The organism is Roseovarius sp. (genome assembly GCF_048262375.1).
In the GTDB taxonomy this organism is placed as follows: Bacteria; Pseudomonadota; Alphaproteobacteria; order Rhodobacterales; family Rhodobacteraceae; genus Roseovarius.
Map to the genome: position 1 here is coordinate 187,051 of NZ_JBLXFE010000001.1, position 18,211 is coordinate 205,261.

Annotated in this window: 21 protein-coding genes; 10 read left to right on the forward strand and 11 right to left on the reverse strand. The window is 59.9% G+C overall.

The genetic code is table 11. The features are described from left to right. The first annotated feature begins 1,053 nt into the window (after window positions 1-1,053). The 3 genes from ACN0SW_RS00905 to ACN0SW_RS00915 are packed head-to-tail and all read left to right on the forward strand — an operon-like array spanning window position 1,054 to window position 4,032. Window positions 1,054-1,887, forward strand: coding sequence for an SGNH/GDSL hydrolase family protein (locus ACN0SW_RS00905; protein ID WP_417726002.1), 834 nt, complete (start codon window positions 1,054-1,056; stop codon window positions 1,885-1,887). Continuing rightward, window positions 1,884-3,725 carry a carbamoyltransferase gene (locus ACN0SW_RS00910; RefSeq protein ID WP_417726003.1) on the forward strand — a complete coding sequence of 614 codons (1,842 nt, stop codon included), beginning with the start codon at window positions 1,884-1,886 and terminating at the stop codon, window positions 3,723-3,725. Before ACN0SW_RS00905 ends, ACN0SW_RS00910 begins: the two co-directional genes overlap by 4 nt. Next, on the forward strand, window positions 3,712-4,032 hold the full coding sequence (locus tag ACN0SW_RS00915) for a hypothetical protein (protein ID WP_417726004.1): 321 nt from the start codon (window positions 3,712-3,714) through the stop codon (window positions 4,030-4,032). Before ACN0SW_RS00910 ends, ACN0SW_RS00915 begins: the two co-directional genes overlap by 14 nt. Before the next feature lie 56 nt (window positions 4,033-4,088). Here the strand turns inward: ACN0SW_RS00915 and ACN0SW_RS00920 are convergent, their stop codons facing one another. The 3 genes from ACN0SW_RS00920 to ACN0SW_RS00930 form a co-directional block, all read right to left on the reverse strand. After that, entirely contained in the window at window positions 4,089-4,715 is a 627-nt protein-coding gene (locus ACN0SW_RS00920) for a phage tail protein (protein ID WP_417726005.1), read from the reverse strand. Between the two features lie 76 nt (window positions 4,716-4,791). Further along, a complete protein-coding gene (locus ACN0SW_RS00925) occupies window positions 4,792-5,415 on the reverse strand; it encodes a phage tail protein (protein ID WP_417726006.1) in 624 nt (207 codons plus the stop codon). Window positions 5,416-5,500: 85 nt separating this feature from the next. Continuing rightward, on the reverse strand, window positions 5,501-6,082 hold the full coding sequence (locus ACN0SW_RS00930) for a phage tail protein (RefSeq protein ID WP_417726313.1): 582 nt from the start codon (window positions 6,080-6,082) through the stop codon (window positions 5,501-5,503). Between the two features lie 256 nt (window positions 6,083-6,338). On the opposite strand from ACN0SW_RS00930, the gene ACN0SW_RS00935 reads away from it, so the two are divergent. Next, window positions 6,339-7,220: a sulfotransferase gene (locus ACN0SW_RS00935; RefSeq protein ID WP_417726007.1), complete on the forward strand. Its 882-nt coding sequence runs from the start codon at window positions 6,339-6,341 to the stop codon at window positions 7,218-7,220. Window positions 7,221-7,281: 61 nt separating this feature from the next. Here the strand turns inward: ACN0SW_RS00935 and ACN0SW_RS00940 are convergent, their stop codons facing one another. The 3 genes from ACN0SW_RS00940 to ACN0SW_RS00950 form a co-directional block, all read right to left on the reverse strand. Continuing rightward, window positions 7,282-8,325 carry a patatin-like phospholipase family protein gene (locus ACN0SW_RS00940; RefSeq protein WP_417726008.1) on the reverse strand — a complete coding sequence of 348 codons (1,044 nt, stop codon included), beginning with the start codon at window positions 8,323-8,325 and terminating at the stop codon, window positions 7,282-7,284. Between the two features lie 111 nt (window positions 8,326-8,436). Then, window positions 8,437-9,450: an NAD-dependent epimerase/dehydratase family protein gene (locus tag ACN0SW_RS00945; RefSeq protein WP_417726009.1), complete on the reverse strand. Its 1,014-nt coding sequence runs from the start codon at window positions 9,448-9,450 to the stop codon at window positions 8,437-8,439. A gap of 22 nt (window positions 9,451-9,472) precedes the next feature. Further along, on the reverse strand, window positions 9,473-10,645 hold the full coding sequence (locus ACN0SW_RS00950) for a MalY/PatB family protein (RefSeq protein ID WP_417726010.1): 1,173 nt from the start codon (window positions 10,643-10,645) through the stop codon (window positions 9,473-9,475). A 98-nt stretch (window positions 10,646-10,743) separates the two neighbouring features. Here ACN0SW_RS00950 and def (ACN0SW_RS00955) point away from each other — a divergent pair, with 98 nt between their 5' ends. From def (ACN0SW_RS00955) to ACN0SW_RS00975, 5 genes are read left to right on the forward strand one after another with little or no spacing between them, the layout of a single operon-like run. Then, the gene (gene def / locus ACN0SW_RS00955) at window positions 10,744-11,262 is read left to right on the forward strand and encodes a peptide deformylase (protein WP_417726011.1); all 519 of its coding nucleotides are present in this window, start codon (window positions 10,744-10,746) and stop codon (window positions 11,260-11,262) included. A gap of 3 nt (window positions 11,263-11,265) precedes the next feature. Further along, window positions 11,266-11,760 (forward strand): peptide deformylase, encoded by a 495-nt coding sequence (gene def / locus ACN0SW_RS00960; RefSeq protein ID WP_417726012.1) that lies wholly within the window; start codon window positions 11,266-11,268, stop codon window positions 11,758-11,760. Between the two features lie 59 nt (window positions 11,761-11,819). After that, on the forward strand, window positions 11,820-12,728 hold the full coding sequence (gene fmt / locus ACN0SW_RS00965) for a methionyl-tRNA formyltransferase (protein ID WP_417726013.1): 909 nt from the start codon (window positions 11,820-11,822) through the stop codon (window positions 12,726-12,728). Window positions 12,729-12,732: 4 nt separating this feature from the next. Then, on the forward strand, window positions 12,733-12,975 hold the full coding sequence (locus ACN0SW_RS00970) for a hypothetical protein (RefSeq protein WP_417726014.1): 243 nt from the start codon (window positions 12,733-12,735) through the stop codon (window positions 12,973-12,975). Window positions 12,976-12,978: 3 nt separating this feature from the next. After that, window positions 12,979-13,218 carry a GlsB/YeaQ/YmgE family stress response membrane protein gene (locus tag ACN0SW_RS00975; RefSeq protein WP_417726015.1) on the forward strand — a complete coding sequence of 80 codons (240 nt, stop codon included), beginning with the start codon at window positions 12,979-12,981 and terminating at the stop codon, window positions 13,216-13,218. 3 nt (window positions 13,219-13,221) lie between these two features. Here ACN0SW_RS00975 and ACN0SW_RS00980 read toward each other — a convergent pair whose 3' ends face one another. The 3 genes from ACN0SW_RS00980 to ACN0SW_RS00990 are packed head-to-tail and all read right to left on the reverse strand — an operon-like array spanning window position 13,222 to window position 14,761. Further along, window positions 13,222-13,845 carry a trimeric intracellular cation channel family protein gene (locus ACN0SW_RS00980; RefSeq protein WP_417726016.1) on the reverse strand — a complete coding sequence of 208 codons (624 nt, stop codon included), beginning with the start codon at window positions 13,843-13,845 and terminating at the stop codon, window positions 13,222-13,224. Beyond that, window positions 13,842-14,309 (reverse strand): ribonuclease HI, encoded by a 468-nt coding sequence (gene rnhA, locus ACN0SW_RS00985; protein WP_417726017.1) that lies wholly within the window; start codon window positions 14,307-14,309, stop codon window positions 13,842-13,844. The genes ACN0SW_RS00980 and rnhA overlap by 4 nt, the downstream gene beginning before the upstream one ends. After that, window positions 14,309-14,761, reverse strand: a complete 453-nt coding sequence (locus ACN0SW_RS00990; protein WP_417726018.1) for a DUF3429 domain-containing protein — start codon at window positions 14,759-14,761, stop codon at window positions 14,309-14,311. The genes rnhA and ACN0SW_RS00990 overlap by 1 nt, the downstream gene beginning before the upstream one ends. Window positions 14,762-14,891: 130 nt before the next feature. Here ACN0SW_RS00990 and ACN0SW_RS00995 point away from each other — a divergent pair, with 130 nt between their 5' ends. Beyond that, window positions 14,892-16,304, forward strand: a complete 1,413-nt coding sequence (locus ACN0SW_RS00995) for an FAD-binding oxidoreductase (RefSeq protein ID WP_417726019.1) — start codon at window positions 14,892-14,894, stop codon at window positions 16,302-16,304. Between the two features lie 289 nt (window positions 16,305-16,593). On the opposite strand, the gene map is transcribed toward ACN0SW_RS00995, so the two are convergent. After that, complete coding sequence (map, locus tag ACN0SW_RS01000; RefSeq protein WP_417726020.1) at window positions 16,594-17,382, reverse strand: type I methionyl aminopeptidase; 789 nt, start codon at window positions 17,380-17,382, stop codon at window positions 16,594-16,596. Window positions 17,383-17,476: 94 nt separating this feature from the next. Further along, window positions 17,477-18,178, reverse strand: coding sequence for a DNA/RNA nuclease SfsA (gene sfsA, locus ACN0SW_RS01005; protein ID WP_417726021.1), 702 nt, complete (start codon window positions 18,176-18,178; stop codon window positions 17,477-17,479). Window positions 18,179-18,211: the final 33 nt, after the last annotated feature.

The window sequence follows — 18,211 nt, forward strand, 5'->3', positions numbered from 1 at the left end:
AGCGGATGTGCGCAGGGCACGGGCGTGAAGGGACGCGCTGTGGCAAACTTTGGGTCCGCCGTGCGGTTGCAGGTTTTGCCAAACTGCCGAAGGCTAAGCCCTGAGCGCTGACAGATAACGAGAACAGGCTTCATTGTGCTATGCAATCTGTGATTGTGGTTTGTTCGGAGTCATGCCAACGCGGCAAAAGCAGGGCATGGGATTTTTTTTCAATCATCCGTTGGTATTTTTGCGCCCATGCCGCAGTTTAATCCAATTGAGCCGACTAGACATCAAGCGCGCATCCTCTGCCGTCAGAGGGGGCAATAAATATTGTCTGTACCAGTCTGAAACGCCGATGAGTTTTTGAAACAGAAACGCGCGGCACCGTTGGAAAAGTTGAAAAACCAGAGTTTGCATTCCTTTACCAATCAAAAGGGGCTACGGGTGTTAATTGATCCGACAGCCAAACGGCGCTGCCCGATATTCTGCTATAGGAGCTACTCGCAAAAATTGTTAAATTCAGTATTATCTATTACCTAGGGCGGTATTCGTCAATCCGCTATCCCCTCGGGATGGTTTCTGGAAACTCTCTGAAGAGTTGCATTTTTCTATATTCTTCAAGTGGTTGGTTTCGGTAAATCCACCCGATCTTAAGCCCAAACAAACATGAGACACCCGGACTTTCGCCAAGAAGGCAGGTGCTCGAACAGGTCCTCTGCGATCAGTCTGATTTTATGCCGGTGGATTATCGTTTACTCCGATACTATCGCATTGCGTATAGGTCATGCTGTGACACGCGTCACTGTCGTGTTCGGCGTGTCGGATTTACTTGCGCGAGATGTCCGGGATGAGGCCTGCCTCAGGCGCGAACGTGGGTATGTCTGTGTGGCTGCGGCGATCTCAGGCAACAATCATCCTCTCGCCTATTGCGTTGACCTGCTTTTCAACCTTTGGCGGACGTGATTAGACTTGGTCAAAATGCCCTTCCACAGATCCGGGCCGAAACACTGTCAGAATATTATGTCAGCTCATATCTCTGCCGCGCCTAGAATTGTCAGTAAGCCCCGGCTCATGTTTCAGCCGGATCCGGTGTTGGGCTGGCGGTTGACGCCAAACCATGCCGTACAGGTCGGTTTTCGCAAGGACCTCCTGCAACATGTCGCTGCCGACGGGTGGCGCCATGTTCCGGGCTCAGATGCGACCGTGGGGCGGCGCGTCGCCATTTATGGTTGTTCGTTCACCTATGGCACGGGTTTGGCCGATGATGAGACGTTCACCGCGCTCCTGCAGCGCGGTCTACCTGCGGTCCGCATTCTGAACCGGGGGGTTGGCGGTCACGGCACGGTGCAGAATCTCTTGCAACTGCGCCGTGATATTGCCTGCGGTGCAATTGATGCCGCCGTCTTTGCCATTATCAGCGATCACCGGTTTCGCAACATCGCCCATCCGCAACGCATGCAACAGTATCTCAGTCGGGAGTGGTATCAGCTGGGGGTGGAGCATGTCCCTGTTGCGCGGCTCGACTCTATGGGAGGGGTGCGGATTATCTATCCTCCAATCTGGCAGCCGGTGCTGCGCGAGGCTGATTTTCAGATATTCCTACCGGACGACCACATGATCAACACCGCGACCTTTGCGGTGCTTGATCTGGTCCGTGCCACGGCTCAGGCTGCGGGCATTCCGCTTGGGTTTGTCCTGCTTGATGATCTAGACCGAGATTTTAACACCGCCGTCTGCGCCCGGTTCCCCGAGACCCGCGATATTTCGACCCCGTATGATCGGGACCATACTTTTTTGCCGCAGGACATTCATCCCAACGTGCGCGCCAATGCGCTCTTTGCTGATCGGTTGGCCCCGCTGATCGCCGGGTTCAGTGACGGGCTATGGAGCGGGGCAAGGTCATGAACAGCCCCCGGTATACACTCGGAATTTCGTCATATTTCCACGATTCCGCTGCGGCTCTTGTGCAGGGGGATCGCATTTTGGCCGCAGTCCAAGAAGAACGCTTTACTCGCCAAAAGGCCGATTGGCGGTTTCCAGACCATGCCATCCGTTATTGCCTTTCTCATCTGCCGGATGGTGCGGTGCTCGATCGCGTCGCTTATTACGAAGACCCCGGTCTCAAGGTGCGCCGCATGGTCGAGGTGGCACAGACCCGGATGCCGACGGGTGCGCGGCTCTGGCCTCGGATGGTCGAGACTCTGAAATGTCTGGCCGACGATCTGCCAAGGCAGTTGATGCAGGTGGCCGGTGATCCGGGTCGGATCGTATTTGTGCCGCATCATCGGTCGCATGCGGCGTCGGCTTTCTATCCCTCTGGCTTTTCTGAGGCGGCAGTGATGGTGCTGGACGGGGTCGGCGAATACTCCACGACGACGCTATGGTCCGGGGATACCAACGGCCTGCAGGCGCAGGCCGAAATCAGCTTTCCGCACTCTCTTGGTCTCTTCTACAGCGCGTTCACCCAATATTGCGGCTTCAAGGTGAATTCGGGTGAATACAAATTAATGGGCCTCGCGCCCTTTGGAACCCCAGAATTCCACGGGAAAATCCGAGATGAATTGATCGAGCTTGAACCGGACGGCGGCTTTAGTCTCAACATGGCCTATTTCGATTTTGACCGGGGGCTCAGCACCACTGGACCGCTTTTTGAAATGCTGTTTGGACACCCTCAGCGTAAAGCGGCAGAGCCGGTCACGCAGCTTCATATGAATCTCGCGGCATCTGTTCAGGGGGTGCTTGAAGAGGCGGTGCTTGCCCTTGCCAAATCCGCGATGCGGCGCGCAGACAGTTCTAATCTCTGTCTCGCAGGTGGGGTCGCGCTCAATTGTGTTGCCAACCGTCGCATTCTGCGGGATTTGCCCGGCTTGAAGGGGCTGTGGATTCAGCCTGCTGCGGGTGACGCGGGTGGCGCGCTTGGCGCGGCCCTTGAGGCGGCGCGCAACGATCTTCCGTCGCGCGCAGACCGCACCGTCGGTGACTCGATGAATGGCGGGTTTCTTGGCCCCGGCTTTTCCGATGCCGCCATTCGCGCGGAATTGGATGCGGCCGGGTTGATTCACGAAGAGGTGACTGACCCAGAAATCTACGCTGGCCTTGTCGCTGATGCCTTGGCGCATGAGCAAATCGTCGGACATTTCCATGGTCGGATGGAGTTTGGTCCGCGCGCCTTGGGCAACCGTTCGATCCTTGCCGACCCTCGGGGCAAGCACACCCTCAACCGCGTCAACCAATCCATTAAGTTCCGAGAGGGCTGGCGCCCGTTTGCGCCGATGGTTCTGGCTGAGCAGGCCCCGTCCTATTTCGAAGAGCCGAACGATAGCCCCTACATGATGCTTGTTGCTCAGCTAAGGCCCGAATTTTGTGGTCCGGTCGGGTTGCAAGAGGCCCGCGCGCAGGGTCTGCACGGTCCAATTCAGTTGCAACATGCGGTCGCCAGCGATTTTCCCGCTGTCAGCCATGTAGATTTCAGCGCTCGGCTGCAAACCGTCAAACCCGGTGTTGGCACACGCGCCGCTGCGATCCTTTCCGCGTTTCACAAGACAACCGGCTGCCCGATGCTGCTCAATACCTCGTTCAACGTGCGTGGAGAACCAATCGTCTGCAGTCCCAAGCATGCGATTGATTGCTTTCTCAACACAGAGCTTGATCTGTTGGCGATCGGCGGATTTCTGGTTCGTAAATCGGCCCAACCGGATTGGGTGCACGCCAAGATCGGAAGGATGCGTTTTGCCGCAGATTGACCACTCGGAGTTTTTGCAACGGATGATGACCCTGCTTGGCGCGCAGGCTGGATCAATTCCGACAGGCACTGGTGGCCTCAAACCGCCGATGGCTGATCTGAACGTGGCCCCGCTGCAGTTTGCAGAGGTTTATGGTCCTGATGGGCTGCTCAGGCAAACCGCAGGTCGCGCCACGGCCACGGGAAATGCAGAGCTTTCAGCCTTGCTTGTCGCGCTGAGCGAGGCCCTGCAAGACGGCCAGCTCGATCTTGAGCCCTCACCGGCGCGAAAGCGACGATTGATCGGGTATGTCTACCCGGTTGTCTGATCAGTTCGGCCCCCTCTTGCGGCAGTACCCGCGCCGTAAGAGGGGGCTGTTTGGCCTTAGTTCCGTGAGGGGAACACCCCTTCAAGCGCAATGCAATAGCGAATGACCACTGTCGGATCCTGAACCGCGACGGGCAGGTTTTGTCCGGTGGGGGCGATCATCAGCGGCGACATCTGCACAGTGGCCGCCTGATCCGAATAGATTGTCTCCTGACCGCTTCCACCTTCTGGCGCGGCACCCAGTATCTTGCCTCCTGGCCCCGGAAAGTTGCCGTCGCTGTTGGTCGCATGCACCGTATGGCTGTGAGTGGCCATTTCGTTGGTCGTTAATGTCAGCCGTTCCTGACCGCCTGTCTGCCCCCAGACTTTGGGTGTCAGGCCCGGGCCGCTGCCTTGGCCCATTGGGATGCGCCCACGCAGATCAGGCAGACCAAAGGTAGTGCGCCCGTCACCGCCAAATGTGGTGCCAATCAGGGCAAACAGAGGTTCATTCTGAGTGATCGGGAGAAGCTGACCCTCTGCGCTGGCCCACCTGACAGGGCAGAAGCCGACGATGCTCATTGGCGCAATTTCGCCCAAATATGGATCGGAATCGGCGCGGGCCTGTTCTGGCAGGGCGAGGGTGGCAACCCCCAGAAACAGCACGGAAAGTGCGCCACACAACTCGGATTTAAAATATGTCATAGAAATCTCCAAAGTCTTGATATGGATCAGAGGTCCTTAGCGCCACGCGCGTCAGCCCCTTGAGAAAGGACCATGCTCAGCTGCGCGACGGAAATGTGCCTTGGGTGGCTATGCAGTGATAGAGCGCCAGAGAAGGATCCTGCGTATGGATCGCGGTACTTCCTCCGGTCATGCCAATCATCGCAGCATTCATCGTCACATTGGGACTGGCTTGGGAATAGATCGTCTCGTTTCCGGTGCCGCCTGTCGGGGCTGCGGCCAATAGCTTTCCACCGGGACCGGGCAAATCGCCGTCCAGATTATTGGCATTCACCATGTGACTGTGCCCGGGCAGGGTGGCCTCGGTCATGACCTCGGTTTCCGCACCAATTTTCTGGCCCATCTGCCGCGGTGTCAGTCCCGGCCCGGCGCCTTGCCCGAGAGAAAGGCGACCACGCAGGTCAGGCAGGGCAAAGGTGGAAACGCCGTCCCCACCGAATCGTGTTCCCAAGAGGGCAAACAGGGCCTGGTTTTGCGAAATGGATAAGATCTGCCCTGCGGCTTCGGTCCAGCCGACTGGGCAGAAATTAAAGCCAACGATCATGATATCCCCAAGGAAAGGTTCCAAGCCAGCCTCTGCGCGGTTCGGGGTTCCTGTTAGTCCCAGTGACAAGGTCAACGTGCATACGACGGCAGACAGGTTCTTTTTCAAATCTCTCATGTCTCTCTCCGAATTCTTGAATTGCGTTTTTGTTGCGCGGCCGGGCAATCGGAAAATAAATCAGATCGCCGCCAATGGCGCTTGTTCAGGGCCGCTGGGGAAAAACCCCCTCGGCTGCGATGCAGTACCGCACAACCAATGATGGGTCTTGAACATTGAATGGCTGGCTCTGGCCGGTGGTTCCTATCATCGCTGCTGACATCGTGACGGTGGCGGGCTGATCAGAATAGATCGTTTCGGATCCCGCACCGTTTGGCGGGGCCGCCGCCAGCAATTTGCCGCCCGGTCCCGGCAAGTCTCCATCAAGATTATTGGCGTTCACGGTATGCCTATGGCTTGGTAACTGATTAGGGGTCAGGGTCACTGCCTGTGTTCCGAAAACCTGACCTTGCATGCGCTGGCTCAATCCCGGCCCCGTGCCCTGACCCATCGCCACCCGGCCGCGCAGATCTGGCAACCCAAATGTGGTGGTGCCATTGCCGCCATAAGTTGTTCCAATAAGTGCAAACAACGGTGTGTTTTGTGAGATCGCCAAGATCTGCCCTTCCGCGCTTAGCCATCCGCGCGGACAAAAATCGTATCCAACGGCAACGATATCCCCGATGAATGGAGTAACTCCGGCCTCCGCCGGCCCTGGCAGGACGCTTGCCGAGATAGCCAAGGCCAAGCCAAGAGCGCCAACATGTGCGGTTTTGTCTAGGAAATTCATTCAATGCCTCCAAATCAATTTTAAACCAAAGGTTGAATTTTTACCTTCCTATGATTCCCTGAAAAACGCAAAAGCTATTCTCTTTTTCCGCTTTCAGGGGCTTCCCGCCTTGTAAAGCACAACCAATAATTGGGTGGCTTTGTCGGTGCGAGACGTGACAGCACCGCATGGCACGGGCTACATATCGAAGACGAACCCAACTCATGAGGTCTGCGTGTCACATCCTTCTCCGGCAAATCCGCTGGTTGCTATCGGTGGTCTGGGCGGCTCTGGCACGCGGGTGTTTGCGGCAACGCTACGGGCGGCGGGTATTTGCATCGGATCCTGCTTGAATGATCCTCTCGACAACCTCTGGTTTACGGTGCTGTTCAAGCGCGCGGAATGGTGCCGATTGTTGCCATCTGCCCAAGAGGTTTCTGAGGCCGCTGATCTCTTTCGCCGTGCCATGACCACTGGCCTGCGTGGCACCCTGAACCCGGAGGAAATCGCGCTGCTGACCCGGCTTCGAAACGATCTCCCGCCAGGCGGGTCTTGGCATTGCGGGGCGAGTGCGGCCGATGCAGATGCCCTTATGGGCAGCGCTGCGCCGGGGGCTGACCCGGACCAGCCTTGGGGTTGGAAAGAGCCGAACACGCATGTGTTTCTGTCACATCTCGCCAGATGCTATCCCGGATTTCGCTATATCCATGTGGTGCGTGACGGACTCGATATGGCGTTCAGCCGGAACACATGGCAGGCCCAGCACTGGAGCCATCTTTACGGGCTTGAACGGACCCCGGACACACCTTTGCCGTTGCATCAGCTGCGCTATTGGGTCTTGGCAAACCGCGCTGCGCTTGACCTTAGCGCGGTTCAGATGCGCGGTCGGTTTCTCGTTGTGTCATATGAGGCCTATTGCGCAAACCCCGAGCAATACTGGCCCCGGTTGCGTCGATTTCTGGATCTGCCGCGCACTACGGCTCTGCCGGACAATCTGCTTCAACCCACCACGATCGGGCGCAGTCAGCACCACGATCTTTCGGTCTTTCCGCCTGACCTTCTGGCTGCGGTTCTAGAAATGCAGGCCGAAGTCGCCCGACTGAGTACGCCAGACTGAAGCCAAGCTATCATAGGGTTTTTGCTGGGGCTTGCCCTTTGGGGGGGGGACGCAGAAGCGCTCAGCCCTGATGTTCGGCCCCGATTCCCTGGAACATGGCGCGCAGGTCGACTGTGCTCTTGACCCCAATGTTGTCATAGGTGGCATCGAGCCATTCCGCCGCTGTGTCACGCCCGATATCGCGCAGCCGGGTCAGAAAGGCCCATTCGACATTCATCTTGGACGAGGCCCCCATCGGCTTCAGAGCGTTTTCGTTCTCAATCAGGTGCACTTTGACGGGGCGATATTCATCCGTCGAAAGCTTGCCCTGCGTGATCAGCCGGTCCACGAAATCAATCGCCCGCAGCTCTTTCAACAGGCTGGCGTTAAAGCTGATCTCATTGAGGCGGTTCTGTATGTCCTGGGCTGTGCGCGGTGCGCCCTTGCGTTCGACCGGGTTGATCTGAATGACGATGATATCATCTGTTCCGGTCTTGCCATAAAGCGGAAACAGGGCCGGATTGCCCATAAAACCCCCATCCCAATAGGGAATGCCGTCGATCTCGATTGCCTGATACATCTGTGGCAGGCAGGCCGAGGCCATGACCATGTCCACTGTCATCTCCTCTCGGGAAAAGACCCGAACACGGCCTGTCTCGACATTGGTCGCCGAGACAAAGAGCTGAAACGCCGTGCATTTGCGTACCATCTCGAAATCTATGCTTTTCTCCACCAGATCGCGCAGTGGATTTATGTTCATAGGGTTGAGTTGATAGGGCGAGGCGACGCCGGTGAGCGCGTTCATGAAATGGTAAAAGGGATTGTTTTCCAGCCCCCAATTGCCGGCCAGACGATCTATGGGGGTGCGTTGCAGCGGCGAATTCTTGACGCTCTCGCTCATTGACCGCCAAAAGTGATCAAGAGCCTCGCGCGCGCCATCGCGACCGCCTCGGGTATAGCCGTCGGCCAGTGCCACGGCATTCATCGCGCCCGCTGAGGTGCCTGAAACGCCAGCAAGGCTTAGCCGTCCATCTTCCAGCAGGTAATCCAGCACGCCCCAACTGAAGGCGCCATGCGCGCCACCGCCCTGCAGGGCCAGATTGATCGGTTTGCCGGTGCTGCTCATGGGATGATATGTCTCCGTGGTTGTGCCCCGCGCCTGCGGTTCAGCCGCAGGCTATCAGTGTGAACCGGTCTGCGCTACGGCTCTCACTGCCGCATCCTATCACTTTCCGGCTCAGACCCGGTAATACGCGCGATACCAGGTCACGAATTGGGCAATTCCGTCGCGGATATCTGTTTGGGGCCGATAGCCGGTCAGCCGTTCCAGCAGGCGTGCATCGGCCCATGTGGCGGGCACATCGCCCTTTTGCATCTCCATCAGGTTGCGGATGGCGGGGCGGCCAAGCGCCTCTTCGATGGCGGCGATGAAATCCAAGAGGCGCACCTTGTCGGAATTGCCGATATTCACAATCCGGTAGGGGGCGACGGGCGACAGGCTGTCGCCGGGGACGATGTCTTCGGGGCGGTCGGGACGTTCGGGGGCGGTCTCCATCAAGAGGCGGATGCCGCGCACCAGATCACCGACATAGGTGAAATCACGATACATCTCGCCGTGATTGTAAATGTCGATCGGACGGCCCGCCAGAATGGCCTCGACGAACTTGAAATAGGCCATGTCGGGCCGTCCCCATGGGCCGTAGACAGTAAAGAAGCGGAACATCGTGGTGGGCAGGTTCCACAGATGAGCGTGGGCATGGCCCATCGCCTCGGTCGCCTTCTTGGTGGCGGCGTAGATCGTCATCGGGCTGTCGGCCTTCATCGTCTCGGCATAGGGCATCTCGGTATTGGCACCGTAAACCGAAGACGTAGAGGCCATCAAAAGGTGGCGCACCGCGTGGCGCTTGGCCGCTTCCATCACGTTGAATGTGCCGATGATGTTGGCGTCAAGATAGGCGCGCGGGTTCTCAAGGCTGTAGCGCACGCCCGCCTGTGCCGCGAGATGAACGATGATGTCGGGCGCGCAGGCGTCAATGGCCGTATCCACCGCCACCTGATCCTCTAACAGTGCTTCGGTCGCGGTAAAGCCAGGCTTTTGCATCAGCATCTGGTGGCGGCGCTGTTTCAGCGTGACATCGTAGTAATCAGTCATGCCGTCGAGACCGTGCACGGTCATGCCCTCATCCAGCAAAAGATTTGCCAGATGATACCCGATAAACCCGGCGGTGCCGGTGATGAAAACCCGCGTCATGCCCGTTTTGTCCCGGTGCGGGTCATTGAAGATCGGCAAACGCGGTTTGCAGCCGCTCGACCGCCTCGGCCACGCGTGCGCGCGGGGTGGCGATGTTGAACCGGAGGCAGTTCTCGCCACCGGTACCGAACCCGGTTCCGATTGAGGGGACAAGGCGCGCATCCTCATGGATCCGGCGCAGCACCTCCGACATTTCCATGCCCGTATCGGCGAAGTTGACCCACGCAAGATAGGTCGCTTGCATGGGCATCGCTTTCAGCGCCGGAATTTGGCCGATCCCGTCGAGGAACAGCCGGTGATTGCGGTCAATGTAGCTGACCAGCGCGTCCACCCATTCAGCGCCCCCCGGCGAATAGGCCGCCCGCGTCAATTCGACGCCGAGAAGATTGGGCTGTGTCTGATGTTCCACAAGCGCCTGACGGAACCGTTGGCGCAGGTGGTCATTGGGGATGGTGACGGTCCCAAGACGGGCCCCGGCGGTGTTGAAGGTTTTCGACGCTGCCGTCAGGATAAAGCAATACTCCGCTGCCTCGGGCGCCGCATTGAGAAAGCTGGTGAAGCTCTGGCCGGGGTAGACAAGGTCGTGGTGGATTTCGTCGCAGACCATATAGAGATCGTGGCGGCGGCAGAAATCGGCCAACTGGCGCAGTTCCGCCGGTGTCCAGATCCGGCCTGCGGGGTTGTGCGGCGAGGATATGAGCATCATCCGCTCTTTGCCAGTCAGGCCCGCTTCGAGCGCATCCATATCCATGTGATAGACGCCGTCGCGGATCACAAGTGGAGCCTCGTGCACCACACGCTTGTTCAGTTTAATCTTGTAGGCGAATTCGTGGTAGACGGGCGAGAAGATGATCACCTCGTCACCGGGATTTGTATAGGTTTCAAGGATCAGGGCGATGGCATGACCCAGTCCGGCGGTGCTGCTCATGTGGTCGGGATCGACGGTCCAGCCATGGCGCTCTTTCATCCACCACGCGGTGGCCTCTTTCATCTCGTTCTCGCCGGTGAAATAGCCGTAATTGGCGCGCTCGAGCAGGTTGCGCATGGCGTCCTGCAACACATCTGCAGCCTGGAAATCCATATCCGCGACCCACATCGGGATGCCCACGTCTGGGGAAACGCCGCCATATGCTTCCATATTGTCCCATTTGGAACTGAACGTACCGCGGCGGTCGATGATCTCGTCAAAATTCATGGGGCTCTCCGGGATGGTATTCGCGGCGCAGGCTAACGGATCGCAGCCCGAGCGCAAGAGGCGTTGCAGAATGTCCGACCATCGCCTAAATAACCGCCATGAAACGGCCGATCCTGATCCATCCCGACCCACGCCTGAGAAAGGTTTGCACGCCCGTTCCGGACGTGTCCGATGCCTTGCGCAAACTGTCGCAAGACATGCTCGAGACCATGTATGACGCGCCGGGCATTGGCCTTGCCGCGCCGCAGGTGGGGGTGATGGAGCGGCTGATCGTTCTCGATTGCGTCAAGGACGAGGGTGCAACACCGCGCCCTGTCGTGATGCTGAACCCCGAAGTTCTTGCCTCCTCCGATGAGAAAAGCGTCTATGAGGAGGGGTGTCTGTCGATCCCCGACCAGTTCGCCGAGGTCACCCGGCCTGCAGAGGTCGAGGTGCGGTGGATGGACCTTGATGGGGCGGAGCACACGGAGAGCTTTGGCGGTCTCTGGGCCACTTGCGTGCAACATGAGATCGACCACCTCGATGGCAAACTCTTTATCGACTACCTCGGCGCAATGAAACGCCAGTTGATCACCCGCCGCATGCAAAAACTCAAGCGCGAAATGGCGCGGGGCTGAGGGGTGGCGCCGCGCCCCTGCCTGCGCTGGCCTGACAAGCGCTTGCGTTTGCCCGCAGCCCCCGTTGCGGAGATCACCGACGAAACCCGCGCGATCTGGTCCGAGATGATCGCGGTGATGGAGGCCATGCCCGGCGTCGGCCTCGCCGCCACGCAATTGGGGGAAATGCAGGCGCTTGCCGTGGTCGATGCCAGCGAGGCGCGCGGACAGGCGGTGCGCATGGCCAATCCGGAAATCCTGCATGCCAGCGTGCATCTGCGCCCCCATGACGAGGCCAGCCCTTGTCTGCCTGGCGTGTCTGCGGTGATTGAACGCCCGCGCGCGGTGACAGTGCGGTTTCTGAATGATGCGGGCGTGGTTGAAGAGCGCGATTTCGTTGGCCTCTGGGCCACGAGCGTGCAGCATCAGATCGACCATTTGCAGGGCCGGATGTATTTTGATCGCCTGAGCAAAGTGAAACGCGACATGCTGTTGCGCCGGGCGCGCAAGATCCGCTGAACGCGCGGCCTGTCGCTGGGGCGGAATTGAGTATTTTGGGAACAGTGAAAGGCGTGGGCATGCGTGTGATTTTCATGGGAACACCAGAGTTTTCGGTGCCTGTCCTTGACGCTTTGGTTGCCGCGGGGCACGAGGTGGCGGCGGTATATTCCCAGCCCCCGCGCCCGGCGGGGCGTGGCAAAAAGGACCGCCCCAGCCCGGTGCAGGCGCGCGCCGAGGCGCTTGGCCTGCCGGTGCGCCATCCGGCAAGTTTGAAGGGCGCGGCTGAGCAAGAGGCGTTTGCCGCGTTGCAGGCGGATGTGGCGGTGGTGGTGGCCTATGGGCTGATCTTGCCGCAGGCCGTGCTGGATGCGCCCGCGCGCGGTTGCCTGAACATTCACGCCAGCCTCTTGCCGCGTTGGCGCGGGGCCGCCCCCATACATCGTGCCATCATGGCGGGCGATGACGAGACCGGCGTTTGCATCATGCAGATGGAAGCGGGGCTCGATACCGGGCCGGTTCTGATGTGCGAATCGGTGCAGATCGGGCTGCAGGAGACCACGGGGGGCTTGCATGACCGGCTGTCGGCCCTTGGCGCGCGGCTGATCATCGAGGCGCTCGGACGGCTGGATGCGTTGAGGCCCGATCCGCAGGCGGAGGTTGGCGTCACCTATGCCGCCAAGATCGACAAGGCTGAGGCGCGGGTGGATTGGACCCGTCCTGCCGTAGAGGTGGATCGGCTGATCCGGGGTCTCTCGCCCTTTCCCGGTGCGTGGTGCGAGGCGGGGGGCGAGCGCATCAAACTGTTGGGCTCGACGCTGGCCCATGGGCAGGGCGCGCCCGGCGTGGTGCTGGATGAGGCGCCAAGCGTGGCCTGCGGACAGGGAGCGGTGCGGCTTTTGCGCTTGCAACGGGCGGGGCGCGCTGCGCAGGATGCGGGTGAGTTTCTGCGCGGTATGGCCTTGCCGCGTGGCACGCAACTGGGGTGATGCAATGTTTATGCAACTCTTTGGCACGGTGGTGATCGCGGGCATCGTGGGCTATGCCAGCGAGAAAAGCGGCTTTACCCGCAATGGCTATCTGCCCTCGATCATCATCTGCATCGGCGGGGCGTTCCTGTTCTATTTTGTCCGCATCATGTTCGGCATCCGCTTTGGTGCGCCGGGGATCGATGCGGTCCTCTCATCGGTCGGGGCGCTGATCATCGTACCGACCCATTGGCGGCGGCGGAGGTAGGGGATGGGGATTATTGGCCTATTGATCGTGGGGATCGCGGCGGGGTTTCTGGCCACACGGCTGATGCGGGTCGAGATGGGGGTGGTTCCGACGATCCTCATCGGCATCGCCGGGGCGCTGATCGGGGCGGTGGTCATTCGCATGGTGCTGATGATCACGGGCCTTTTGGGCGGGCTGATCGGTGCCGTTCTGGGCGCGATGCTGCTGGTCTGGCTGTGGAAGATGATCGGCGCGCAGCGATAACCTTCAATTCCGTGGCGGGCGGGCGCGGTAAACCGGCAGGCGCCAGCCCAAGGCGAGCGAGCCCGCGCGCAGCGCCCAGGTGAGCGCGGCGCAGCTGCCCAAGATAAGCAACGGATCGTCGGTGAGCATGGCCGTCAGCACCGCGCCCAATGCCCCGGCAAAGGCGGCGGTGACATAAAGTTCGCCCTGTTTCAGCACCAAGGGCACCTCGTTGCACACCACATCGCGCATGAGCCCGCCCATGCAGCCCGTGACCATGCCCATAAGCACGATGATCACTGCGCTCTGCTCCATCGCCAGCGCTGCGCTGACGCCCGCAGGCACCGCCACGGCGAGAGCGAAACTGTCGAGCCAGAGCAAAAGGCGATAACGGCTTTCGACCAGATGCGCGGTAAAAAAGACCACAAGCGCCGCGCCGCAGGCAATCAGGATGTAGTCGGGATTGCCCAGCCAGAACACTGGATTGCGATCCAATAAAACATCGCGCAGCGTGCCGCCCCCGACCGCCGTCAGGCAGGCGATGAACGCAAAGCCCACGATATCAAGCTGTTGGCGCGAGGCCACCAGTGCGCCGGTCAGTGCAAAGATCAGCACGGATGCGTAATCAAGCAGGGTGAGCGCGTTCATGCCCCGGCCTTGCCCGGTTTGAACGGGGCCATGCCGGATCGGGCCAATTCATCCGCGCGCTCGTTCTCGGGGTGGCCTGCGTGACCCTTAACCCATTCCCAGGTGACGGTATGGCGTTTCTGTGCCTCGTCCAGACGTTGCCACAGCTCGACATTCTTGACCGGTTTCTTGTCAGCGGTGCGCCAGCCATTGCGCTTCCAACCGTGCATCCAGCCGGTGATACCGTTTTTCACATAGGCGCTGTCGGTGACGATGGTAATCGCCGAGGGGCGCGACAAGGCCTCAAGCGCGGCAATTGCGGCGCAGAGCTCCATCCGGTTGTTGGTGGTTTGTGCCTCGCCGCCACTCAGTTCACGTTCCTTGACGATGGTGTCGCCCTCAATCGCGCGCATCAGCACGCCCCAGCCACCGGGGCCGGGATTGCCCGAGCAGGCCCCATCGGTATAGGCATAAAGCGCGGGCATCAGACCAACACCCCCACGGCGAGACACGCGAGGACCACCGCCGTCAGCGGCGCGCGCAAGGCCATCCACCATGGCGGCGTGAGGCCCCAGCGGGAAAACTGCCAATCAAGCATCAGCACCCCGGCAAAACCAAAGATCAGGTTCATGCCCGCCGACATCGGTCCGCCCCCGGTCATGAAAAACGCCCAGAGCGCGGGGATGACCGACAGCGTATAGCCAACCGTGGCCAGTGTTCCTTGGGCTTGGGTGGCAAATCCCCACAGAATGCCCGACATGAACGACAAGATCACCGCCCCGTAAAACAACATCACATAAGGCCCGGCAAAGCGCGGTCCGATGTTTTGCCCGGTCCAGACCCCCAGATCGGGCAAGAGCACGGTCAGCGCCCCCCATAAAAAGGGCAAAAGGCCTGTAAGGCCGAGGAAAAGCGGAGCGCGCGGGATCATCTGCATGGGCGGCAAAATGGCCCGAGGCGCGGACGGTGGCAAGGGGGCAGCGGTGCATTTCTCCGGCTCTGTGCGCCTGCGGTTCTGGACGCAAAAGAGACTGGACCGATTGGGTCAAAGTGATAGGTAACAGAGTATGATGTGCAATCCTGCCACCCCCGATTTCATCGCAGCGCTTCGGGCGCAGCTGCCGGGCTCCGCCTTTCGCGAGTCGGCCCCCGGATATTTCGAAGAGCCGCGTGGCCGGTGGCACGGGCAGGGCGTGGTTCTGACCCCGAACAACACCGAAGAGGTGGCCGCGATTATCCGCGCCTGTGCGCAAGCGCGCGTGCCGGTGGTGCCCTATGGCGGTGGTACAGGCCTTGTGGGCGGGCAGATCGCCCCCGATGGCCCGATGCCGATCATCCTCAGTCTAGAGCGGATGCGCACGGTGCGCGGCATTTACCCGGAGGAAAACGTGATGGTGGTCGAGGCGGGCGCGATCCTGCAAGACATCCACGGGGCAGCGGCGGCGGTGGATCGCCTCTTTCCGCTCACAATTGCCGCCAAGGGATCAGCGCGGATCGGCGGCAATCTGGCCACCAATGCGGGCGGCGTCAATGTGCTGCGCTACGGCAATGCGCGCGATCTGTGTCTGGGGCTAGAGGCGGTGATGCCGGATGGGCGCATCTGGAATGGTCTAAAGCGGCTGCGCAAGGACAATACCGGCTATGATCTGCGCAATCTTTTGATCGGCTCCGAAGGCACGCTTGGCGTTATCACTGCCGCAGCGCTCAAGCTTTTTGCGCGCCCGACGGGCGAGGGCACGGCGCTGATGGTGGTGAAGGACCCGCGTGCGGCGCTCGATCTCTTGGCGATGGCACGCGATCAGATGGGCGAGGGGGTGAGCGCGTTTGAAATCATGCACCGCGCCGGGCTGGAATTTCTGGCTGAAACCCTGCCGGATATTCGTCAGCCGTTTCTGGACTTGCCCGAATGGTTCGTGTTGATCGATGTGGGTCTCGCAAGGGGTCTTGATCCGTCAGCAGCCCTGGAGGGGCTGTTTGCCGACGCGCTTGAGGCGGGTCTGGTCAGTGATGGAATGATTGCGCAATCGGAAACCCAGAGGCATCAATTCTGGGAAGTGCGTGAACAGATCCCCGAGGCCAATCGTCGTATTGGCTCGATCAGTTCGCATGACATCTCGTTGCCAATTTCTGAAATCCCTGAATTCATTGTGAAAGGCGCGGAGGTGATTGCCCGGCTCGGGGCGTTCCGGGTCAATTGCTTCGGGCATCTGGGCGATGGTAACCTGCATTACAACGTCTTTCCCGCACGGGGGCGTGGGCGAGAGGATCACATCGCGGAACGTGATGTGATCAAGCGTGTGGTTCATGATCTGGTGCATGCGATGGGGGGGTCGGTCAGCGCCGAGCACGGTATCGGGCGGCTCAAGATCGAGGATCTGGAGCGCTATGGCGATCCGGTGAAGCTGGATGCGATGCGCGCCATCAAGGCAGCGCTTGATCCGGTTGGGATCATGAACCCGGGGGCGGTGCTGCGGGGCTGAAGGTGGCGAATTGGGGGCTGTTGCTGAAGTTGGCTCCAATCGCCAATGCGCGGAATCAAAATGCGCGGAATCAAGGTGCCGCAGGCACCGCCGCGCAGCGCCCGTCCGCCCCACCGGGCGGGCGCTTTTGCATCGTCACAACAGACTGATAAAACAGGAATATTTCGCAGACATAAAGTGCCAGCCGACGAAGTGGCATCGCCCACCCGGCGGACGGGCACCGCGCGGCTCGTCACACGCGTCCAATGTCCCCTTCAGACCACACCCAACGCCAATCGCTGGCTTCTCTTCACTCCCAAGTCGGATGAAACTTGCCCGCAGGTGACAGGGTGAAAATCTCGGCCCCACTTGCCGTGACGCCAATGGAATGCTCGAACTGCGCCGAGAGGGATTTGTCGCGGGTCACGGCTGTCCAATCATCTGCCAAAACCTTGGTTTCTGGGCGGCCCAGATTGACCATCGGCTCAATGGTGAAAAACATGCCTTCTTCCAGAACCGGCCCGGTGCCCGGACGCCCGTAATGCAGCACGTTGGGCGGGGCGTGAAACACCCGGCCAAGGCCATGCCCGCAGAAATCACGCACCACCGACATGCGATGCGCCTCGACATAGGACTGGATCGCATGGCCGATGTCGCCAAAGGTATTGCCGGGCCGTACCGCGTCGATCCCCTTCATCAACGAGTCATGCGTGACCTGAATAAGCCGCTCTGACTTGCGGCTCAGCTTGCCTGCCACATACATTCGACTGGTATCGCCAAACCAGCCGTCAACGATCACGGTGACATCGACATTCAGGATGTCGCCATCTTTGAGCACCTTGTCGCCGGGAATGCCGTGACAGACCACATGATTGACGCTGATGCAGCTGGCGTGCTGATAGCCCTTGTAACCGATGGTGGCGGATTTTGCCCCGGCGGCATCGACCTTGTCTTCGATCAGCTTATCGATCGCGCCAGTGGTCTGGCCGACAAATACATGGTCCGCGACCTCGTCGAGAATTTGGGCTGCCAGAGCGCCAGCGCGGTGCATGCCCGCAAAATCCGCAGCCTCATGGATGCGGATACCCTCGCGCGTCATTCTCCCACGGTGTGTTTCACTCACGTCCGGCCTCGTATGGTGTTCCATTTATCGTTTATCTAGGACCATTTGCGACAAAGGACCAGAGGGGTGATTACTGTAGTGACAGACTGTGACCGATTGTAATCTCTTGGGGCGTAATATTTGCCCTGTATGACAGCATCATGACTCCTGCTTCGCGCGCCGCGTGCAGTGCCGTGGCATAGGCCGGGTCAATGTCATGCGCCACGGTGACCGCCTGCGCATCGGTGCGTTGCACCAGATAGAAAAGCACGGCGCGCTGTCCCGCCCGTGCCATGGCCGCCAGTTCGCCCAGATGCTTTGTGCCACGCGCGGTCACGCTGTCGGGGAATTCGGCCAGACCGGGCTGACGTAACAAGGTGACGGATTTTACCTCGACATAGGCATCTGGCAGGCCGTCGCCCGAGAGCAGGAAATCCACCCGACTGCCGGTGCCATAGGCCTGTTCAGGGCGCACGATATCATAGGCCGACAACTCGGGAATCGTCCGGGCCTCCAGCGCCGCACGGACAATGCGATTGGCAAGGGAGGTATCGACACAGCTGAAATCCCCGCTCGCATGCGCGACGAGCCGCCAGCCGAATTTCAGCTTTTTGCGCGGGTCATCATTTGGCTCGACCCAGATGCGCGTGCCGGGTTCGGCCAATCCCATCATGCTGCCGGGGTTGGCGCAATGCGCTGTCACCTCGCGCCCATCCATCAGTCGGATATCGGCCAGAAAGCGTTTATAGCGGCGCAGCAGCACAGCCTGCACAAGAGGGGTTTGAAAGCGCATGGCGTGCGCCTATACCGGGTTTGTCCTCAGTTC

Excerpts from the sequence above, each read along its gene's own strand:
- ACN0SW_RS00995 (WP_417726019.1), top strand. The coding sequence starts at position 14,892 with ATGATGTGCAATCCTGCCACCCCCGATTTCATCGCAGCGCTTCGGGCG.
- rnhA (WP_417726017.1), bottom strand. The coding sequence starts at position 14,309 with ATGCCCGCGCTTTATGCCTATACCGATGGGGCCTGCTCGGGCAATCCC.
- ACN0SW_RS00940 (WP_417726008.1), bottom strand. The coding sequence starts at position 8,325 with ATGAGCAGCACCGGCAAACCGATCAATCTGGCCCTGCAGGGCGGTGGC.
- ACN0SW_RS00910 (WP_417726003.1), top strand. The coding sequence starts at position 1,884 with ATGAACAGCCCCCGGTATACACTCGGAATTTCGTCATATTTCCACGAT.
- map (WP_417726020.1), bottom strand. The coding sequence starts at position 17,382 with ATGACGCGCGAGGGTATCCGCATCCATGAGGCTGCGGATTTTGCGGGC.
- ACN0SW_RS00945 (WP_417726009.1), bottom strand. The coding sequence starts at position 9,450 with ATGACGCGGGTTTTCATCACCGGCACCGCCGGGTTTATCGGGTATCAT.
- ACN0SW_RS00950 (WP_417726010.1), bottom strand. The coding sequence starts at position 10,645 with ATGAATTTTGACGAGATCATCGACCGCCGCGGTACGTTCAGTTCCAAA.
- ACN0SW_RS00905 (WP_417726002.1), top strand. The coding sequence starts at position 1,054 with ATGTTTCAGCCGGATCCGGTGTTGGGCTGGCGGTTGACGCCAAACCAT.
- ACN0SW_RS00975 (WP_417726015.1), top strand. The coding sequence starts at position 12,979 with ATGGGGATTATTGGCCTATTGATCGTGGGGATCGCGGCGGGGTTTCTG.
- sfsA (WP_417726021.1), bottom strand. The coding sequence starts at position 18,178 with ATGCGCTTTCAAACCCCTCTTGTGCAGGCTGTGCTGCTGCGCCGCTAT.
- ACN0SW_RS00925 (WP_417726006.1), bottom strand. The coding sequence starts at position 5,415 with ATGAGAGATTTGAAAAAGAACCTGTCTGCCGTCGTATGCACGTTGACC.
- def (WP_417726011.1), top strand. The coding sequence starts at position 10,744 with ATGAAACGGCCGATCCTGATCCATCCCGACCCACGCCTGAGAAAGGTT.
- ACN0SW_RS00990 (WP_417726018.1), bottom strand. The coding sequence starts at position 14,761 with ATGCAGATGATCCCGCGCGCTCCGCTTTTCCTCGGCCTTACAGGCCTT.
- ACN0SW_RS00980 (WP_417726016.1), bottom strand. The coding sequence starts at position 13,845 with ATGAACGCGCTCACCCTGCTTGATTACGCATCCGTGCTGATCTTTGCA.
- ACN0SW_RS00920 (WP_417726005.1), bottom strand. The coding sequence starts at position 4,715 with ATGACATATTTTAAATCCGAGTTGTGTGGCGCACTTTCCGTGCTGTTT.
- ACN0SW_RS00970 (WP_417726014.1), top strand. The coding sequence starts at position 12,733 with ATGTTTATGCAACTCTTTGGCACGGTGGTGATCGCGGGCATCGTGGGC.
- fmt (WP_417726013.1), top strand. The coding sequence starts at position 11,820 with ATGCGTGTGATTTTCATGGGAACACCAGAGTTTTCGGTGCCTGTCCTT.